The organism is Campylobacter concisus (genome assembly GCA_002092835.1).
In the GTDB taxonomy this organism is placed as follows: Bacteria; Campylobacterota; Campylobacteria; order Campylobacterales; family Campylobacteraceae; genus Campylobacter_A; species Campylobacter_A concisus_K.
Genome location: LVWL01000018.1, coordinates 453,179 through 469,947, shown reverse-complemented (window position 1 = coordinate 469,947; position 16,769 = coordinate 453,179). Strand labels below are relative to the sequence as shown.

Annotated in this window: 20 protein-coding genes; 3 read left to right on the top strand and 17 right to left on the bottom strand. The window is 37.3% G+C overall.

Annotation, left to right across the window (positions count from 1 at the left end; genetic code table 11):
* Positions 1-125: 125 nt before the first annotated feature.
* From A3835_04195 to A3835_04175, 5 genes are read right to left on the bottom strand one after another with little or no spacing between them, the layout of a single operon-like run.
* Positions 126-713: an NADPH quinone reductase MdaB gene (locus A3835_04195; protein ID ORI08721.1), complete on the bottom strand. Its 588-nt coding sequence runs from the start codon at positions 711-713 to the stop codon at positions 126-128.
* 42 nt (positions 714-755) lie between these two features.
* A complete protein-coding gene (locus A3835_04190; protein ID ORI08720.1) occupies positions 756-2,081 on the bottom strand; it encodes a tRNA uridine(34) 5-carboxymethylaminomethyl synthesis GTPase MnmE in 1,326 nt (441 codons plus the stop codon).
* Positions 2,078-3,139 (bottom strand): RNA-binding protein, encoded by a 1,062-nt coding sequence (locus A3835_04185; GenBank protein ORI08719.1) that lies wholly within the window; start codon positions 3,137-3,139, stop codon positions 2,078-2,080. Before A3835_04185 ends, A3835_04190 begins: the two co-directional genes overlap by 4 nt.
* Entirely contained in the window at positions 3,139-4,692 is a 1,554-nt protein-coding gene (locus tag A3835_04180) for a membrane protein insertase YidC (protein ORI08718.1), read from the bottom strand. Before A3835_04180 ends, A3835_04185 begins: the two co-directional genes overlap by 1 nt.
* Before the next feature lies 1 nt (position 4,693).
* Complete coding sequence (locus A3835_04175; GenBank protein ORI08717.1) at positions 4,694-5,035, bottom strand: membrane protein insertion efficiency factor YidD; 342 nt, start codon at positions 5,033-5,035, stop codon at positions 4,694-4,696.
* Here A3835_04175 and A3835_04170 point away from each other — a divergent pair.
* Entirely contained in the window at positions 4,997-5,266 is a 270-nt protein-coding gene (locus A3835_04170) for a hypothetical protein (GenBank protein ORI08716.1), read from the top strand. The genes A3835_04175 and A3835_04170 overlap by 39 nt on opposite strands.
* Positions 5,267-5,354: 88 nt before the next feature.
* On the opposite strand, the gene A3835_04165 is transcribed toward A3835_04170, so the two are convergent.
* Complete coding sequence (locus tag A3835_04165) at positions 5,355-5,489, bottom strand: 50S ribosomal protein L34 (protein ORI08715.1); 135 nt, start codon at positions 5,487-5,489, stop codon at positions 5,355-5,357.
* 122 nt (positions 5,490-5,611) lie between these two features.
* Between A3835_04165 and A3835_04160 the strand changes: the two genes are divergently transcribed.
* The gene (locus A3835_04160) at positions 5,612-6,265 is read left to right on the top strand and encodes a uracil-DNA glycosylase (protein ORI08714.1); all 654 of its coding nucleotides are present in this window, start codon (positions 5,612-5,614) and stop codon (positions 6,263-6,265) included.
* A complete protein-coding gene (locus tag A3835_04155) occupies positions 6,262-7,512 on the top strand; it encodes a hypothetical protein (protein ORI08713.1) in 1,251 nt (416 codons plus the stop codon). The genes A3835_04160 and A3835_04155 overlap by 4 nt, the downstream gene beginning before the upstream one ends.
* A 44-nt stretch (positions 7,513-7,556) precedes the next feature.
* Here the strand turns inward: A3835_04155 and A3835_04150 are convergent, their stop codons facing one another.
* The 11 genes from A3835_04150 to A3835_04100 all read right to left on the bottom strand — a co-directional run bounded on the left by A3835_04150 (position 7,557) and on the right by A3835_04100 (position 16,765).
* Complete coding sequence (locus A3835_04150; protein ID ORI08712.1) at positions 7,557-7,946, bottom strand: acyl-CoA thioester hydrolase; 390 nt, start codon at positions 7,944-7,946, stop codon at positions 7,557-7,559.
* 172 nt (positions 7,947-8,118) lie between these two features.
* A complete protein-coding gene (locus A3835_04145) occupies positions 8,119-9,312 on the bottom strand; it encodes a hypothetical protein (protein ID ORI08711.1) in 1,194 nt (397 codons plus the stop codon).
* Positions 9,313-9,428: 116 nt separating this feature from the next.
* The gene (locus tag A3835_04140) at positions 9,429-9,953 is read right to left on the bottom strand and encodes a hypothetical protein (GenBank protein ID ORI08710.1); all 525 of its coding nucleotides are present in this window, start codon (positions 9,951-9,953) and stop codon (positions 9,429-9,431) included.
* Positions 9,946-10,728 carry a hypothetical protein gene (locus A3835_04135; protein ORI08709.1) on the bottom strand — a complete coding sequence of 261 codons (783 nt, stop codon included), beginning with the start codon at positions 10,726-10,728 and terminating at the stop codon, positions 9,946-9,948. Before A3835_04135 ends, A3835_04140 begins: the two co-directional genes overlap by 8 nt.
* The gene (locus tag A3835_04130) at positions 10,712-11,191 is read right to left on the bottom strand and encodes a hypothetical protein (GenBank protein ORI08708.1); all 480 of its coding nucleotides are present in this window, start codon (positions 11,189-11,191) and stop codon (positions 10,712-10,714) included. Before A3835_04130 ends, A3835_04135 begins: the two co-directional genes overlap by 17 nt.
* A 10-nt stretch (positions 11,192-11,201) precedes the next feature.
* A complete protein-coding gene (locus A3835_04125; protein ORI08707.1) occupies positions 11,202-12,014 on the bottom strand; it encodes a protein-(glutamine-N5) methyltransferase, release factor-specific in 813 nt (270 codons plus the stop codon).
* The gene (locus A3835_04120) at positions 12,004-13,206 is read right to left on the bottom strand and encodes a peptidase M48 (protein ORI08706.1); all 1,203 of its coding nucleotides are present in this window, start codon (positions 13,204-13,206) and stop codon (positions 12,004-12,006) included. Before A3835_04120 ends, A3835_04125 begins: the two co-directional genes overlap by 11 nt.
* Positions 13,207-13,217: 11 nt before the next feature.
* Complete coding sequence (locus A3835_04115) at positions 13,218-14,591, bottom strand: transporter (protein ID ORI08705.1); 1,374 nt, start codon at positions 14,589-14,591, stop codon at positions 13,218-13,220.
* A 180-nt stretch (positions 14,592-14,771) separates the two neighbouring features.
* Positions 14,772-15,212: a hypothetical protein gene (locus tag A3835_04110; GenBank protein ORI08704.1), complete on the bottom strand. Its 441-nt coding sequence runs from the start codon at positions 15,210-15,212 to the stop codon at positions 14,772-14,774.
* A gap of 108 nt (positions 15,213-15,320) precedes the next feature.
* Complete coding sequence (locus A3835_04105; protein ORI08703.1) at positions 15,321-16,121, bottom strand: DNA polymerase III subunit epsilon; 801 nt, start codon at positions 16,119-16,121, stop codon at positions 15,321-15,323.
* Complete coding sequence (locus A3835_04100; GenBank protein ID ORI08702.1) at positions 16,118-16,765, bottom strand: ribulose-phosphate 3-epimerase; 648 nt, start codon at positions 16,763-16,765, stop codon at positions 16,118-16,120. Before A3835_04100 ends, A3835_04105 begins: the two co-directional genes overlap by 4 nt.
* Positions 16,766-16,769 lie beyond the last annotated feature (4 nt).

Here is a 16,769-nt window from a genome sequence, read left to right as displayed (position 1 = left end):
ATTTATGCCAGTGTTTTATTTTAACTAGCATAGCAATAAAAAGTGGCAAAATTTTCAAACCTAGCTCGTAGCTATTTTATTGCCACTTTTATTTATATTTGCAGTTTTGTTTCTATTTTAAATTTCTATTTCGTATTTTTAAAAACTTTTTCAAGATGCGCTTCGTACTCTTTTAGATATCTTGGCACATCTGGCATCTTGATAACATCGTAGCAGACAAAGTATGAAAGTGGCTTCATGCCCAAAAACTCATTTGCCTTTCTGAAATGATAATAAACCCCATCAATCCCACGCGCATCAAAAAACTCATTTGGATCGCTAAATGCCTCAGCTGGGGCATTCCAAGTAAGGCTTAGCATAAAATTCTTGCCATTTAGCAAGCCACCCTTGCCGTAGTTTTTAGTTGGATCGACCCTGTGTCTGCCATCGCTCGTATAAAGCTTGCCATGACCTGCGGTAAAGACCTCATCGATATATTTTTTAACTATCCAAGACTCACCCATCCACCAAGCTGGCATCTGCCAAACTACTGCGTCCATCCATATAAATTTATCGACTTCAGCCTCTATATCATAGCCATGATCTATTTTGGTTTGCTTTATCTCGTGACCCATTTTTGCGAGCTTCTCGCATGCAAGGTCGTGAAGTGTTTGATTTAGTCTACCATCTGAGTGGGCAAATTTTTTACCACCATTTATAAGTAAAATTTTCATCGTATCTCCTTTAAAAAACGAAAATTTTAACCAAAAAAACTATCATTTTCCTAAACAAAAATGGCTAAACATCTCGTCTAAAATTTCACTTCTCTCAAATGGCTTTGTGATGCTTGCAAGCGCCTTTATCGCACTATTTAGCTCATAAGCAAAAATTTCTAGCTCCTCTTCGCTGAGTCTTAAAAAGGCTCTTTTTAAAGCCTCACTAGCCTCTTTACAGCTTAAAATTTGGCGGTTTGAGCTTAGCATGATCTCATCAGTATCCTGTGTCTTAAGATAAGCTTCAAGCTCTTTTAAAACTATGCTCGTATCATTTTTTGCTGAAATTTTGATAGCACCCTCTAGCTCTATGTCAAATTTAAATGCAAGATCGCTTTTGTTTAAGATAAAAAAGGCTTTTTTGTTTGAGTTTGAAACGAGATTAATTATCTCTTTGTCTTGCTCATCACTTGGATTTGAGCCGTCAAAGACAGCCAGGATAATGTCAGCTTCGTTTATGGCAGAGATTGAGTAGTTTATGCCGATTTGCTCGATCCTTCCAGCATTTTTTCTTATGCCAGCGGTATCTATTATACGAACCAAATGTGAACCTATCTTAAAATTTTCTTCTATTCTATCTCTGGTCGTGCCTGCTTCATCACTTACAATCGCTCTCTCGTAAGCCAAAAATGAGTTTAAAATAGAGCTTTTGCCAACATTTGGCTTACCAACGATGGCGATCTTAAAGCCATCAATTAGCCCTCTTCTTTGCTCACTAAGTGTGGCTATGCGCTCTAGTTTCTCACTATTTTTTAAAAGCATCTGTTTAGTCTGCTCTAGTAAATTTGCAGGCAAATCATCATCAGCATAGTCAATCATCGTCTCCACAAAGGCAAGAGTTTTGACCACTTCGCTTCTGATCTCGCCTACAAATTTACTAAGATCGCCCTGCATCTGGCGGGTCAAAATTTTAGCAGCGATCTCACTTTTTGAAGTGATGAGCCCTTGCATAGCCTCGGCCTTGGCTAGATCCATCTTGCCATTTAAAAATGCTCGCTTGCTAAACTCACCTGGCATAGCAAGCCTAGCACCAGCTCTTATTAGCTCGTTTAAAATTCTCTCACTCACCATAACGCCACCATGAGTTTGAAATTCGACGATATCCTCGCCTGTAAAGCTTGCTGGAGCTTTAAAATATATAACAATACTTTCATCTAAAATTTCATCATCAAGGGAGTAGATTTTGGCTAGTTTTGCATATCTTGGCTCTAAATTTGAAAGTTTAAGGAGTTTTAAAGAGATGGCTAGGGCGTCCTTGCCGCTAAGCCTTACGATAGAAACTGAGCCGATGCCATAAGCTGTGGCAAGGGCTGCAATGGTCTCACTCATTTTTTGAAAAAGTCATTTACAACGACAAATTTACCGTCATTGCCGCTTTTTATGCCGACATATTTATCCGGAAATTTCTCGCGAAGTTTTTCAAGTGCGATCTTAACCAAAACCCCATCAAGTGGCTTCGTCTGGGCTCTACCGCTATTTTGCACACGCTCGATCACGCCATTTAGATACTGATCCATCATCGCTTCTTGATTTTGTAAAAATTGTGCGATCTCAAGGCGGATAGCAAGGTTGTATTTTGAGTTTAACCAGTTATAAAGCATGTAAGATATCGCTTTATATCTATAACCTTCTTTACCTATAAGTAGAGCCGCGTCAGCTCCATCAAGCTCTATAAGCACAGTTTCATCGTCAAATTTGCTAACTTCAATTTTACTAATATCAAAACAACTTGCCTTAAAAAGACGGTTCATGCCATCTTTGATCTCAGGTAAAATTTTATCAAAGTCGATTGTTGCTTTTTCTTTTTTTTCTTTTTGCAAAGCTTGAGCCGCACTCTCTTCATCAGTTTGATTAAAATTTTCAATAATAGAATTATCTAAAATATTTTTAGGAGCATTTTTGCTAGCTTGTGGCTCCTTTATTTCTTTTGGCTCATCAAGTCTCTTTATCACATATCCTGGTTCAGCTTCTTCTTCACTCTTTTGAGCAAATGCATCTTTAGCTAGAGCTTCATTTTTTTCACTTAAATTTGACTTTTCATTTTTATGTTCTTTTTGCTCAAATTTAGTTTCGCTTTTTTCATCTCTATGTTTTTTAGAGCCTCGCTTTTTATCATTATGATCGTGTTTTTTAGCTTGCTTTTTATCTTCTTTTATAGCCTCGTTCTCATCATTTTTTTTAGCAAAATTTCTATCATTTTTTGGTTTATGTTGTGGTTTTGGCTGATTTTCTAAATTTGCTTCAATGATCGCACTTCTTTTAAAAAATCCAAAAAAACCACTGCTTGGATGCTGTAAAACTTTTATATCAAGCTGAGTTACTGAGCAGTTAAGCTGCTCAGCTGCCTTTTGAAATGCCTCTTGAAGGGTATTTGCTTCTATTTTCATTAAGCCTTTACCTCCGTAGCTTTTTTATGTTTTTCAAAAAGTTTATTTACAAACACTTGCTGAACAACCGAGCAAACGTTATTTACAAACCAGTAAAGTGTAAGACCGGCTGGGAATGTCACGAAGAAAAATGTAAATATAAGAGGTAAAAATTTCATCACCTTTTCTTGCATAGGATCAGTAAAAGTTGTTGGTGTAAGCTTTTGCTGTAAAAACATCGTTAGACCCATCAAAATAGGCAATACAAAATATGGATCCATTACTGAAAGATCGTGTATCCAAAGTATCCAAGAAGCACCTTTTAACTCGATCGCATTTAATAAGACGCGGTAGATCGCAAAAAATACCGGAATCTGAAGCAAGATTGGCAAGCATCCACCCATTGGATTTGCGCCATGCTTTTTATAAAGCTCCATCATATGAACTTGCATTTTTTGCTTATCATCTTTATATTTTGTCTGAAGCTCTTTTACCTTTGGAGCAAGCTCTTTTAGCTTATTCATCGATAGCATGCCCTTATATGTAAGTGGGAATAAAACTATCCTTATGACAAGCGTTAATACAACTATCGCCCAACCCCAGTTGCCAATGTAGTTATGCAAGAAATTTAAAAATGCAAACATCGGTTTTGCTATAAATGTAAACCAACCATACTCAATAACATCATTTAGTCTCTCGTCCATTGAGCTTAAAATTTTATGCTCTTTTGGTCCGATATATGCGCCTAATTTTAAATTATCATTTGCCTTTACAAAAAGAATAGGATTATTGCTGGCATCTTTGTCTACAGCTACTTTAAATGGCTTTTCAAATGAATAAAATAGCGTCGTATAGTATCTATCAGAGGCGGCTGCTATTGTGGTATTTGCATAGTTTTTAACCTCTTTAGCATCACCATCTTCTATGATGTTTAGGCTATCATCCGTGTTTCTAAGCATAACGCCATGAACTGTGTAGCTATCTATCGCGATATTTGGTCTAAAGCCAGGAGTGATGAAATAATCAACACTTTTACCTAAATTTACTTCAACTTCATATCTGCCATTTGGGTAAAATTTGATATTTTTTGTGACTGTAACTCCATCTAAATTTTGAGTAAGTTTTATCGTTTTAGGCTCGCTGCTGGCATCTATCTCGCTAGCGTCACTACTATATGCAACCTTAAAAGCATCGGCATTTAGTGTACTATCGTTAAATCTAAGCTCAAGTGGCAATGGATTTTGCGAAACAAGCTCGATTTTGTTGCCATCTTCAGTTTTATACTTCTCTTCAGTTAGATAGAATTTTGAAATTCTTCCTAGCTTATCTATTTTTGCTTCGTAGCTTTGACCTTTGATAGTAGCGATTATCTCATTTGAAGCCAAATTTTCATTTGATTTTGGTGTATTTTGATTTATATTTGGAGCTTTATTTTGATCTATTGTTTGAGACATTGCAGTTTGGTTTTGCTCAGGTATCACCCTTTTTGGCATAAAAAAATCATACACTATAAAAAAAACAATAGATAAAAGCGCTGCAAGAAGCAACCTTTTTTGCATAGACATCTGTTCCATTTTATTTTTTTTCCTTTAATTTATCTAATACTTTTACGACATAAAATTTACTATTCTGACAAGGGACAAACCAAAAATTTACATTTCTGGTATCACTTTTTTGAGATATAAAACATAAGTTAAATTTTTTGTAGATGATTGGGTAGTTGATACCGCCTTTAAAAAGCTGATTACATTTTAAAATTCGCATGAAGGTTGCAAAAAAAGCAGAAAAAAAACTATTTGTTTGAAATTCCCAAATCGCGTATTGTGAGCAAGTCGGATAATAGCGACAGCTTTTTGGTAGAAGTATGGAAATATATTTTTGATAAAAAGCGATAGCTTTAATCGCAATTTTTTTCATTTTAAACATCCCATTTTTTTTGTAGACCAACTTAAATTTTTACAAATTTTTTCAAATGAAATTTCTGTAATTCCATTTTTTGCGATCATAATATATGTGCCATCTTTTAATTCACTAGAAATGTTAAAAAAAGCGGCTCTCAAAAGTCTTTTAGCTCTATTTCTAACTACCGCTTTTCCTACTTTTTTACTAGCAACTACTGCTATTTTTTTTTCATTTGTTGGTTTATAAAAAACAATGCAAGCATCACAATGCCACTTGCTAGCCTCTTTATAAACTTGAGAGAATTCTTTTGAGCCGCTTAACGACTCAAAACCAGCTAAGCAGCCAATCTTTTTCTACCTTTGGCACGTCTAGCGTTTATTACTTTTCGGCCATTTTTAGTTTTCATTCTTAAGCGAAAGCCGTGAGTGCGTTTTTTAGGGGTTTTATGAGGTTGATAAGTCCTTTTCATTTCTATCCTTAAAGTTAATATAAAAAGTGGGATTTTATCAAAGCAATACTTAAATTCCTTTGAATAACTTAGCTTAAAAAGCCATAACTCAAACTTTAAGCAAATCAAGTTATAATCCAAAAATGAATTTTAATAAAGACAATAGGCTTTTAAAAAAATTATTTTTCCTAAAACTAATTGGCTATAAGTTTATTGATAAAAATTTTCTTAGTCTAAGCAATTATCATGATTACAACAATATTGATGAGCTAAACCGTGAGATAAAAAAATGTTCTCTTTGCTCTTTACGAAATAACTCAAAAGGCGTAACAGCTGGCATCGGCAATGAAAATAGCAAAATCATGTTTATATTATTTTCTAAAAAAAGTGGCTCTTATGAAAATAATAGTAAAATTTTTTTAGAAAATGCCATAGAAAAAAGTTTAAATTTAGATATAAAAGAAATTTATATAAGTTCTCTACTTCGGTGTGAAATTTCACAAAATGATGATAAAAGTCCGATTTTAAGCCGTTCTATTGAGCTTTGTCGTCCTTATTTATTTGAAGAGATTAGGCTGATAAAACCAAAGATAATCGTGACTTTAGGGGAAAAAGCTTTTATGCATTTATATCCAAATTTATTATTAAAAGGTGGATTTTCAAGCATAAGAGGTAGTATTTTAAAAAATGAAAATAGCCTTATTTTACCAACGTTTTCACCAGAGTGGATCAGCAAAAATCCTAGTTTTGAAAATATTTTTATAGATGATTTAAGAAAGATCAAAGGAGTGATATGAGAAAAATTTTACTTTTTTTAGCCATTTTTTCGACTATTTTTGCATCGCAAGATGAGATAAACTTTGAGAGTAATATTACAAAAAATCAAAGTCTATCAAGCATACCTCCAGCAAAGATTACTTATATAAATTTAGAACCAGAATTTTGTGATAATGCCTGCTTAAATGAGCTTATTAAGTCTGATTTACTGGCTAGTTTTATGGCGAGATTTGAGCCAGCAAAAATAGACGATAACGCTCTTTTAGAGCTTTATATCTCTCTTGGTGGTGAAGCTATTTTAAAAGTTAATAAAAGCGGTAAAATCGCTGTAATCATCCCACAAAAGATTATAAAATCTTATGCAAATGTTGTATCAAATGCGGTCTTAAGCTATGTCTTAAAGCAAGATGCGGATATCGAGATCAAATTTATAAATAGCAACGATGAAAGCCCACTAAGTCTTACAAATGCTATGCAAACGGCTAGAGCCCAAGGCTTTAATTATTTTATCGCAGCCCTTACATCAAATGGTGCAAACATTATAAATTCGCTAGTTCTATCAAATGAGCTTATCTACATTCCAAGCGTTCATAGCTCTTTTATTATAAATCCAAAACCAAATTTGATCTTTGGTGGCATTGATTATAAAGACCAAATTTCAGCTTTGCTAGCTTACTCGAACGAAAAAATAGTTGCATTTGATGATGGTAGTTCATTAGGGCAAAAGCTAAATGAATATGTCCGCATGCAAAGTAGCGATTATCATGAAGCCTCTATCGTAGGCAAAGATATAAATTTAAATGATACTTTAAGCAAAAAATCCAAGTTTAATGATGCAAGTATATTTTTAAACATCCCAATCGTCAAAGCTTCTCTTGTAGCAACGCAGATGAGAGGCTTTGAGATAAAGCCATACGCACTTTTAAGCACACAGATAAATTTTTTGCCAAATATTTTTAATGCCATCGCGCAAAGAGATAGACAAAATCTTTTTATCGCAAACTCATTAAATCCTGTTAACGACTTATTTTTGGGGCTTGGTGATCTTTTTGATGTAGATTTTAGATATTCGCAAATCGGCTATTCAAGTGCTTTTGGCGCCGAGTATATATATACAAATTTTATAGATAAAAGCGCTGATAGAATTTTTACCGAAAGAGTTGAAAACTCTCAAGTCTTATATGGAGTTAAAATTTATAACGCAAAAGGCGACCACTTTGACGAAGCAAATCAAGAAATTTTGCTCGATCAAAATAGCTCGATGTAAAAGCACAAAGTGGCTAAAGTTAAATTTCTAAACTTAGCCACGATTTAAAATTTAAAATTCTCCAAAAATTTCTTTATCTCGTCATTTATCTTAGTAAGCTTTTCTTCTTTCATAAAGGCTAACGTAATCGTCGCTCTAAAAAGTAGCTTTTCGGCATTTTTGTCATCAAATTTATAAATTTCTTGCTCCAAAACAAGACTAGCTTTTTTAAGCTCTAAAATTTTGGTTCTAACAAATACTTCATCGCCAAGCACAGCAGAAGCTATAAATTTAGCCTCAAGCGACGAAACCACAAAATATCCGCTCTCTTTTGTGAAATTTAGCCCAGCCTTAAAAAATGCTTCACTTCTAGCTCGCTCACAAAATTTTATGTAGTTTGTATGGTAGACTATGCCACCAGCATCGGTATCTTCGTAGTAGATTCGTATTTTCAAGGCCGCTCCTTAGGCTTTTACATTAAGCCCAATTTTACTGAATTTTCTTAAAAGCCCCATTATATCCGCCTCCTTTTCCTCGCGCGCTTTTAAATTTTGCCCGTGAGCGCTACTAAAATCATAATTTACGTTTGCGTTAAATCCGTTTACGCCGTTTATCATATTAATCCTTTTAAGCCTTTATATCCACGCTCTTAGCGTTAAATTTCATCATCGCCTCAAGTTCTTCTAAATTTTTTCTAGCGTTTTGCTCTAGCTTTTTGTCGTATTTTCTGTTTTTATCCAGCATCTTTTGCGTTAGCTTTTCTTGCCTGGTTAGCTTTTCTAGGCGTTTTTGCGCCTCTTTCATATCCTCTTGCATTATTTCAAAGAGGCTTTTTGATTCTTTGCCGTCGGAAGTAACGTTAGAGTTGCCGCTTAAGGCAGTGCTACCGGGTAAAAGCGACTCTTGCATTTTTTGAAACGTTAGTACATATTCTCGGTAATCCTTGCTAAGCCCGTCAAGCTCGCTTCCTTTGATGCCGTAGATGTTTCGCGAATCAATAAAGGCGTCCAGCTTTTGTCTGTATTCTTTGCCGCTTATGCTTTTGTCATAACCTTGCATCTTTCCCCAAACCGTAGTTTCGCCCTCTCGTACGTCTAAATTTGAGTTTATTACGGCTGCTATCAAGCCTCCTTTGGTTATACTACCGTCAGGGTTAGCGTATCTTTCGCCGTGAGGATTTATAAACACGCTCACGTTTTCGCTCTCTTTGCCGCCGTTATTGTTATCAAAGATATTGGTTGACGGCTTATATTGCGGCGTTGTTGTTAACGCATGATATGAGCTATTAAAAAATAGCGTTTCCATATTGGTTTTCCCGGACTTATCGTCAAAGGCGCTACGTGCCGACGCATAGTCGTAGATGTTTTTATTTACTTTAGTTACTTTTAGACTTGATTTCTCGTATTCGTATCCTTGAGGAAATTTGGCAAGGTCTTCTTTAGTAAAGCTCTCTTTTGAGTTTAGTAGCTCGTCGCCCGCTACTTGGGAGAGAATTTTATATGCATTACGGGCGGTTTTTGCTATGTCGATTTTTGAAAACATTTTATTAAATGCAATAGCCTTATCATTTACGTTCACGAGAGATTTTAAGGTATCAGAGTGGATTTTATAGTCCTTTGGGATACCTGCGGCTTCGTTAAATTCGGACGTAAAATATCCGTCCGCACCTACTTTATAGCCTAAAACTTCGTTAAATTTGTGCTCGACCGTATCCGGCTGTGAGATTTCATTTTTATATATGATTTGACTCTTTATGCTATGTTTTTCATTTAGTTGAAAATTTTTAGCGACACTAGAAAATCCGCCGATACCGCTTAACATCATAAATCCTTTTAAAATTTGGTTTTAAGCTACATCGGCAAAATTGAGAAAATATCTAGTAAAAATAATAAAAACTATCAAAAAGCCATACAAAATTTCTATGCCAAAAGTTAAAATTACTCGCGCGTCTTTCTCGTCGCTAGATCGCACTTCGCACCTCTAGTTATCATTAAAGACTGATCGTAAAATAAAATAAGCACCACCGAAACGCCCACGCCAAGCGCTAGCGAGACCGTCGTAGTCGTGATCGCGTTATCGAAAAATATGATTAGGTATTCGTTTTTCTTGGTAATATCAGGCTCGTTTAGAAACGAAAACAGCGCCAAAATGCCCTTATACGCGTAAACTCCAGGCACCATCGGCAAAAGTGCCGGAAATGCGATGATCTCGGCGGGCACTTTGAGCCGTTTAGCAAAGAGCATACCTAAAATCCCGCTTAAAAATGAGACGATAAGGGTGGCTACGCTGATGTTAAAAAATCCCATCTGCATGATCCAAAAGCGGCTGGCGTGCGCAAATGCCGCAAGCAGCGCACAAAATGCAAGAGTCCTTTTTGGCGGAGAGCTAGCGTAGGCAAAACCGAGCCCCGCCACCGCGGCAAAAGCGCCGTCTATGAGCGTATCGGTCAAAAGCTCAAACATGTAAAATCTCCGCATTGCTAAGCGAGAGCGTGATATAGACGCCCACCGCGATGCAAAGTATCAATATGCCCGTGCTCACGGCCCTGCTGATGCCTACAAGCGTGTTGTCGTTTATGATATCAAAGACCGAGTTTATGAGAAAAACGCCCGGCATCAAAAAGAGTATCGACGAGCCGATCGCCACGTCGCTAGTGTGCGTAAAGCCATAAAATACACCAAGATAAGCGATAAAAGAGACGACGAACGACACTAGGACGTATTGGATTTTTAAATTTACGCCCATTTTAGCAAGCGCAAATCTAAGGCTATAGCCAACGAGCGTCGCAAAAAACACGCAAGCCACCGAGCCCGCATCGCCGCCAAAAAGCTTGCAAAAAGCCGCATTTGCAAGGCTTATTAAAATAAGTGAGCTTGCAAATTTATGCGCCCCTATTCGCATGACGCCCTCAAACTGCTCTTTGGCCTCGCCCAGGCTCAAATTTTCATCCAAAATCCGCCAACTAAGCGACGAAAGCTCAGAAATACGGTTAAAACTCACCTGCCCTATCGGGATCTTCTTAACGTAGGTTCGGCGCAGGGAGTTGTCGGCCGAGTCCATGACGCTAATGGTAAAATACTTCACGAAAATCGTCACGCTAACGTCGTAGCCGTAGTGTTTAGCTATGCGATCTACGCACTTTTCTACACGCGCTGTGTAGGTGCCAGCACTCACCATCGCACTCGTGTATTCGGCTAGAAAATTTGTTAAGACTTGAATATCAGGCTTTGCGTTCATTTTGGCTAATCTTAAATTTCACAAAAAATAAAATGATTTGTAAAACAAGCATGATTTTCATCACATATTCACTCGCACTATGCATTTTGGCAAATTCAGCCGTCTGTGTCGCGTCAACACCCAAATTTTGAGCGTAAACTATAAAAGGCGTAAAGAAAAATACAAAGCTAAAAGCTAAAGCCAAATTTAAAAAAGCAAGCATTAACATGCTAAATTTTAGTGAAAAAATAAGCTTTTTTCTAAGATCAAATAGCTCGCTAATCATTACAACTATGCTTATAAAAAGCAAAATATAATTAAATTTCAAAAATATCTTTGTCATCATTTGACCGCTCATAAAATGCGTAAGTACGCCATCTCCTATGATGCTTTGTGGGAAAAATATGACTGGCGCCACCAAGATACCAAGCGTTAGTTCAGCTCCTATAAGTACTGCCAAAAGCAAAAAACAAACTCCTCTCAAATTCTCTCCTTTATATTTTTAACTTCGCACAAAAGCCTCTATCAAAGCCAGCCAAATCTTTGTAAAAACTATACTCAAAACCATTAGCCTCTAAGAATTTTTGCATACTTGCTTTTTGATCGTACCCCATCTCACAAGCAACGTTTTTGATATTACGATCTTTGGCTATGAGAATAATATCTTTTAAGATTTCATCTCCTACTTCGCCTCCAAAGAGTGCACTTTCTGGCTCATTTAGTACAAATTTACTAAGTTTATAGCTTCTTGCAATATATGGCGGATTTGAAACCAAAATATCAATATCTTCTAAAATTTCATCCACATAAGAGCAGTTTAAAAATTTGATCCTCCCACCTACATCAAATTTATCTGCATTTTTTCTAGCAAGCATCAAAGCTTTTTCATTGATGTCTGTTGCTACGATATTTGCCTTTGTTGTTAGAGCTAGCATGATACTAATAATGCCGCTTCCTGTGCCTATTTCTGCGATCTTTGGTTCATTATATTCGCGTGAAATTTCTATTACTTTATCTACCAAAATTTCTGTTTCAGGTCTTGGGATCAGCACTCCGCTTTCCACGTAAAAATCAAGCCCATAAAAGCTAGCTTTACCAGTTATATATTCAAGAGGCTCGTAGTTTTCATACCTTTGAACTAGGGCAAAATAGCCGCTCTCATCAAATTTATTTTTTTGATTTAAAAATATCCATTCAATGCTTACATCAAGATAGTTCATAAGCAAAATTTTAGCCACTCTGCTTGGATTTTGGCAAAGTGAGCTTAGCCTTAAACTAGCCTCTTTAAGAGCCTCTTCAATTTTCATTTTCCAGCTCGTTTATACGCTCAAAGAGGCTTGGGTGCGAGTGATAGACGAACGCGTAGAGCGGATGAGCCTTCGGGAAGGCCTTGTTTTCGGAGCCTAGCTTTTTTAGCGCGCTTATCATGTCGGCTTTGTTTGAGACCTCGCCTGCGAATTTATCGGCGCCAAATTCGTTCGCGCGGCTAAAATACGAGCTTACCGGCGAAAATAAAAACCCGAAAATCGGCGAAAAAAGTAGCAAAAATACGATCGTTCCGCCACCTCCGCTATGAAGCCCAAGCGCTTGATACGCCGCGTCAGGGATGTTGCCGAATATCAAAAACATTGCAAAAAGCATAACCGCGCTTAGAGCGATCATTTTTAGGATATCTTTATGCTTAAAGTGTCCCAGCTCATGCCCCAAAACGGCGATTATCTCATCTAAGCTTAGTTTTTTAACGAGCGTGTCGAAAAGCACCACGCGTTTAGTCGCGCCAAGGCCGCCAAAATAGGCGTTTAGGCGGTTATCACGCTTGCTGGCGTCTATCGTAAAAACGCCGCTACTTTTAAATCCGCACTGCGCTAAAAGCCCTTCTATACGGCTTTTTAGCTCGCCCTCTTCTAGCGGCTGCATTTTGTTAAAAATTGGCGCGATGAGCGTCGGGTAAATTAAATTTATCACGAGCGCGACGGCAAAGCTAAGCAAAAACGCCCAAAACCACCAAAAATCGCCCAAAAATCTAATGCAAAGCAGCACCAGCCACACAAACAGCGTGCCGAAAACCAGCGTTAGCGCGAGCGTTTTAAGTAGATCGAGCGCGAAAATTTTGGGCGTTACGTTTGAAAAGCCGAGCCTTTTATCTTTGACGAAGGTTTCGTAGATATTTAGCGGTAGTTCTAGCAGCGACGAAACGAGCAAAAATACCATAACCATAAAGACGTTATCGCCTATATCTCCCGTTTTATAGGCATGCCCCGATATCGCGCCAAGCCCCCAGCACGCCCACATCATAAATATCGTTGCGTGATAAAAAAGGCTAGCTATCTCAAATTTTTGATTCGTTATCGCGGCAGCGGCGGCGGTTTCATACTCCCCCTGCTCTAGCACGACGGCCGGCTTTTTAGCCTCCGCGCGTATAAAATTTATCTGCAAAATCGCCAAAATAGCCTTTGCGGCGACGTAAAAAAAGTAAATACCGAGTAAAAAATAAAACATATTTTTACGCCCTATTTTAAAAAATTATCGTAAAACGAGCTAATAAAAAGCACCAAAATGATAAACGGCACGACAAATTTTATATACCAAAACCAAACATTTATTAATTTTGCATGTTTTTCACTACCTTGCAAAATCTCTTTTTTTGCATCATCTTTTAGCACCCAACCTACGAATATTGCACAACCAAATGAAGTAAATACAAAAAATATCGTTGCACTTATTGCATCATATGCATCAAAAATATTTTTACCAAAAATGCTTACATGGCTTAGTATATTTGTGGCCATCAGTGAAGGTAAATTTCCTAAAATAAATATGCCTCCAAGAACTAAAAATATTGCCTTTTTGCGTTTTATCTTAAATTTTTCTTGAAGTGTTGTGATTATTACTTCATATATTGGTAGTGATGTCGTAAGTGCTGCGATCATTAAAAGTATGAAAAATGCGACCGCAAAAAAACCACCAAATGGCATGTGAGAAAAAACGATTGGTAGTGATTTAAACACCAAACTTGGGCCACTATCTGGCGATACGCCGTAGCTAAAAAGAGAAGGGAAAATCATAAAGCCTGCAAGTACGGCGATTACCGTATTTAAAATGCCTGTAATGATAGAAATTTTAACCAAACCCTCATCCTTTTTCACAAAGCTAGAAAGAGTGATCATCACACCAAATCCAAGCGAGAGCGCAAAAAATACCTGCCCCAAAACATCAACGAAAAGCTTTAAGTTTATCTTTGAAAAATTAGGTGTTAAGTAAAATTTTACGCCCTCTATTGCACCATCTAGTGTGATGTTTTTAGCAATCATAATAAGCATTAAAATAAAAAGTAGAGGCATTAAAAATTTCGCTGATCGCTCGATACCGCCGACCGCGCCTTGCACCAAAATAGCGTAATTAACTAGCACAAAAACAAGCGTCGCAAAGCTTATAGCAAGTGGATTGCTCACGATATTTTGCTCATAAAACGCACTTGTCTCCTCAAAACTAACCACATGCGAGAGATCAAGCAAACCAAATGAAATTTGCGCGATATAGTTTAGCACCCAGCCGCCAATAACCATGTAGTAAGCCATGATGCCAAAAGCACCAATAAGTCCCATCCAGCCAACGATCTGCCACTTTTTACTGATCTTTTTACCATTTATCGATCCACCAAAAGCATCCACGGCGTTGCATTTTAGGCGTCTGCCGATCGCGTTTTCGGCTAAAATCATCGGTATGCCGATCACGATCATAGCGATGCAAAACACGAGTACATAGGCACCGCCGCCGTTTTGCCCGACTAAATACGGAAAACGCCACGTCGCACCAAAGCCAACCGTAGCTCCTGCAACAGCTAAAATGTATGTGAGCCTTGAACTCCAAGATTTTCTATCCATCTTTTTGCCTTTGTGAAAAATAGGGATTATATAAAAAAATTGATTAAATTTTGCTAGCAACAAGCTGTGTTAGGATGCAAGCTCAGTTTTTTTGTTAATTTTAAGAATTTTTACGAATAATTTTTCTTTCACGTTTTGTTTTTATGGACAATTTTAGACAGCTGCTTAAAAATAAATTTATTAGTGCAAAACACCAAATTCCACATATCCCTCTGTTGCAATGAATAATATCCAGCCCTCCTTGGGACTACAAAAATAGTGATGCTCTGGGATATTTTCAACTATAAATTTTAAAAAATCGTAAAAATACTCAGACGTAAATTTAACCTCTATATTTGTTAAACTATCGCCGATGTAGCTTATCTCGCCACACAAAATTTTACTTTTGATACTTAGATTTGAGCTAAGAAATTTTTCAATGTCGGTAAAATTTTTATATTCAGCCGTTTTGCAACCTTTTAAATTTTGTAAAACTGGCTTTGAGCCAATGAAGGTAAAATTTTGCTCTATAAATTTCGCCCCATCATTACTCGTGCACCAATTTTCACCAAAATTTGATAAAAAAGCGAGCATCTCATCGTCGGCTGAGATTAAATTTGAAACTAAATTTTTCTGGCTCATTTGCCTCCTTTTTTTATAAAATTTAGCAAAACTCCCCACAATCCTTTAAAAATAGAGATTGCATAAAAATTAATGATTAAATTTGAGATTGTGGATAATTTTTTATCGCTAATTCGCACACAAAACTGGTTCAGGTTTTAGCTTCACGCTTGGAGCTGTTTTGCTAAAGCTTATGAGATCCTCTGTAGTTTGGATACTAAAAGGTAGGCGTGTGAGGCAGACTTTAAAAATTTCAGATGCTGCTATTGCGTCATTTAGGGCTCTGTGGTGGGTATTGTTTATGCCAAGAAGCTCTTTTAGCGAGCCAAGGCCGTATTTTTGCGAAGCGATAGTGCGGCGACTAAGATCGATGGTGCAAAGCTTTCTATTTAGCAACATGCCAAGGCCGATCTCATTTAGGCTGTGAGAGATAAAGCCATAGTCAAAATTTACGTTGTGCGCGATAAAGACGCTAGTTCCTAGAAAAATTTTAAACCGCTCAAGTACATTTAGCAAATTTGGCGCACCGACTAAATCGCTAGCCTTTATACCGGTTAGCTCAGTGATATTTTCAGGTACTTCAGGGGCTGCTATAAAGCTTTCAAAACGCCCTATCTCAACGCCATTTTTCATTTTGATTGCACCGATTTCAATGATCTGTCCGCTCGTTGTACCACCAGTCGTTTCGATATCAACCACGCAAAATTCCTGCTCGCTAATATCTCTAAATCTCGTGCCAAGCTCGATCTCATTCTCTTCATTTCTGGTGATGTCAAGCCCAAGGGTTCGCCACATATCAAGATCGCGCACGTCAATAATAGATGAAATTTCGTCGATATCACTAAATCTTAAAATAAACTCATGATAGCTTAAATTTTGCCTAGCTAAAATTTCTATGCTATTTTCTAAACGCTGTTTTTTTGGTTTCAAAACTCAAGCTTTATGGCGCGGATGGCTTGTTCGTAAGAATTTGATGAGAAGATGTAGTTGCCAGCCACCAAAATGTCAGCTCCAGCCTCTTCAAGATCAGACGCATTTAGTCCGTTTACGCCGCCATCTACTTCAATCAGACACTTAGCGTTTTTTCGTTCTATCAGCTCTCTTAGCGCCCTTGTTTTTTCAAGCACGACTGGCATAAATTTCTGACCACCAAAGCCAGGATTTACGCTCATCAAAAGTACCATATCGACTTCATCAATAATATGCTCGATCGCACTAACTGGCGTATGCGGATTTAGCACGATGCCAGGGCCAACGCCATTTTTTCTGATGTGATCGATGAGCCTTAATGGATGCTTCTCTTCTTCGATATGAAAGGTTAAAAATTTTGGCTTTAGCGGTAAGAAAAGGTCGGCAAAAAATGAGTTATTTTCAACCATCAAATGTATATCAAGTGGCTTTGTAGCCACTTTTGCAACGGCATTTACCACAACTGGTCCGATGGTTAAATTTGGCACAAAATGCCCATCCATAACATCAACATGCACCAGATCGCACCCAGCCTCGCAAATGGCTCTTATCTCAGCTGCCAAATTTCCAAAATCAGCCGATAAAATACTAGGTGCAACGTACATTTCT

Coding starts and splice junctions, on each gene's coding strand:
- A3835_04165 (ORI08715.1), bottom strand. CDS start 5,489: ATGAAAAGGACTTATCAACCTCATAAAACCCCTAAAAAACGCACTCAC.
- A3835_04110 (ORI08704.1), bottom strand. CDS start 15,212: ATGAGCCAGAAAAATTTAGTTTCAAATTTAATCTCAGCCGACGATGAG.
- A3835_04125 (ORI08707.1), bottom strand. CDS start 12,014: ATGAAAATTGAAGAGGCTCTTAAAGAGGCTAGTTTAAGGCTAAGCTCA.
- A3835_04115 (ORI08705.1), bottom strand. CDS start 14,591: ATGGATAGAAAATCTTGGAGTTCAAGGCTCACATACATTTTAGCTGTT.
- A3835_04195 (ORI08721.1), bottom strand. CDS start 713: ATGAAAATTTTACTTATAAATGGTGGTAAAAAATTTGCCCACTCAGAT.
- A3835_04155 (ORI08713.1), top strand. CDS start 6,262: ATGAGAAAAATTTTACTTTTTTTAGCCATTTTTTCGACTATTTTTGCA.
- A3835_04140 (ORI08710.1), bottom strand. CDS start 9,953: ATGTTTGAGCTTTTGACCGATACGCTCATAGACGGCGCTTTTGCCGCG.
- A3835_04145 (ORI08711.1), bottom strand. CDS start 9,312: ATGTTAAGCGGTATCGGCGGATTTTCTAGTGTCGCTAAAAATTTTCAA.
- A3835_04135 (ORI08709.1), bottom strand. CDS start 10,728: ATGAACGCAAAGCCTGATATTCAAGTCTTAACAAATTTTCTAGCCGAA.
- A3835_04185 (ORI08719.1), bottom strand. CDS start 3,139: ATGAAAATAGAAGCAAATACCCTTCAAGAGGCATTTCAAAAGGCAGCT.
- A3835_04100 (ORI08702.1), bottom strand. CDS start 16,765: ATGTACGTTGCACCTAGTATTTTATCGGCTGATTTTGGAAATTTGGCA.
- A3835_04175 (ORI08717.1), bottom strand. CDS start 5,035: ATGAAAAAAATTGCGATTAAAGCTATCGCTTTTTATCAAAAATATATT.
- A3835_04190 (ORI08720.1), bottom strand. CDS start 2,081: ATGAGTGAGACCATTGCAGCCCTTGCCACAGCTTATGGCATCGGCTCA.
- A3835_04160 (ORI08714.1), top strand. CDS start 5,612: ATGAATTTTAATAAAGACAATAGGCTTTTAAAAAAATTATTTTTCCTA.
- A3835_04120 (ORI08706.1), bottom strand. CDS start 13,206: ATGTTTTATTTTTTACTCGGTATTTACTTTTTTTACGTCGCCGCAAAG.
- A3835_04180 (ORI08718.1), bottom strand. CDS start 4,692: ATGGAACAGATGTCTATGCAAAAAAGGTTGCTTCTTGCAGCGCTTTTA.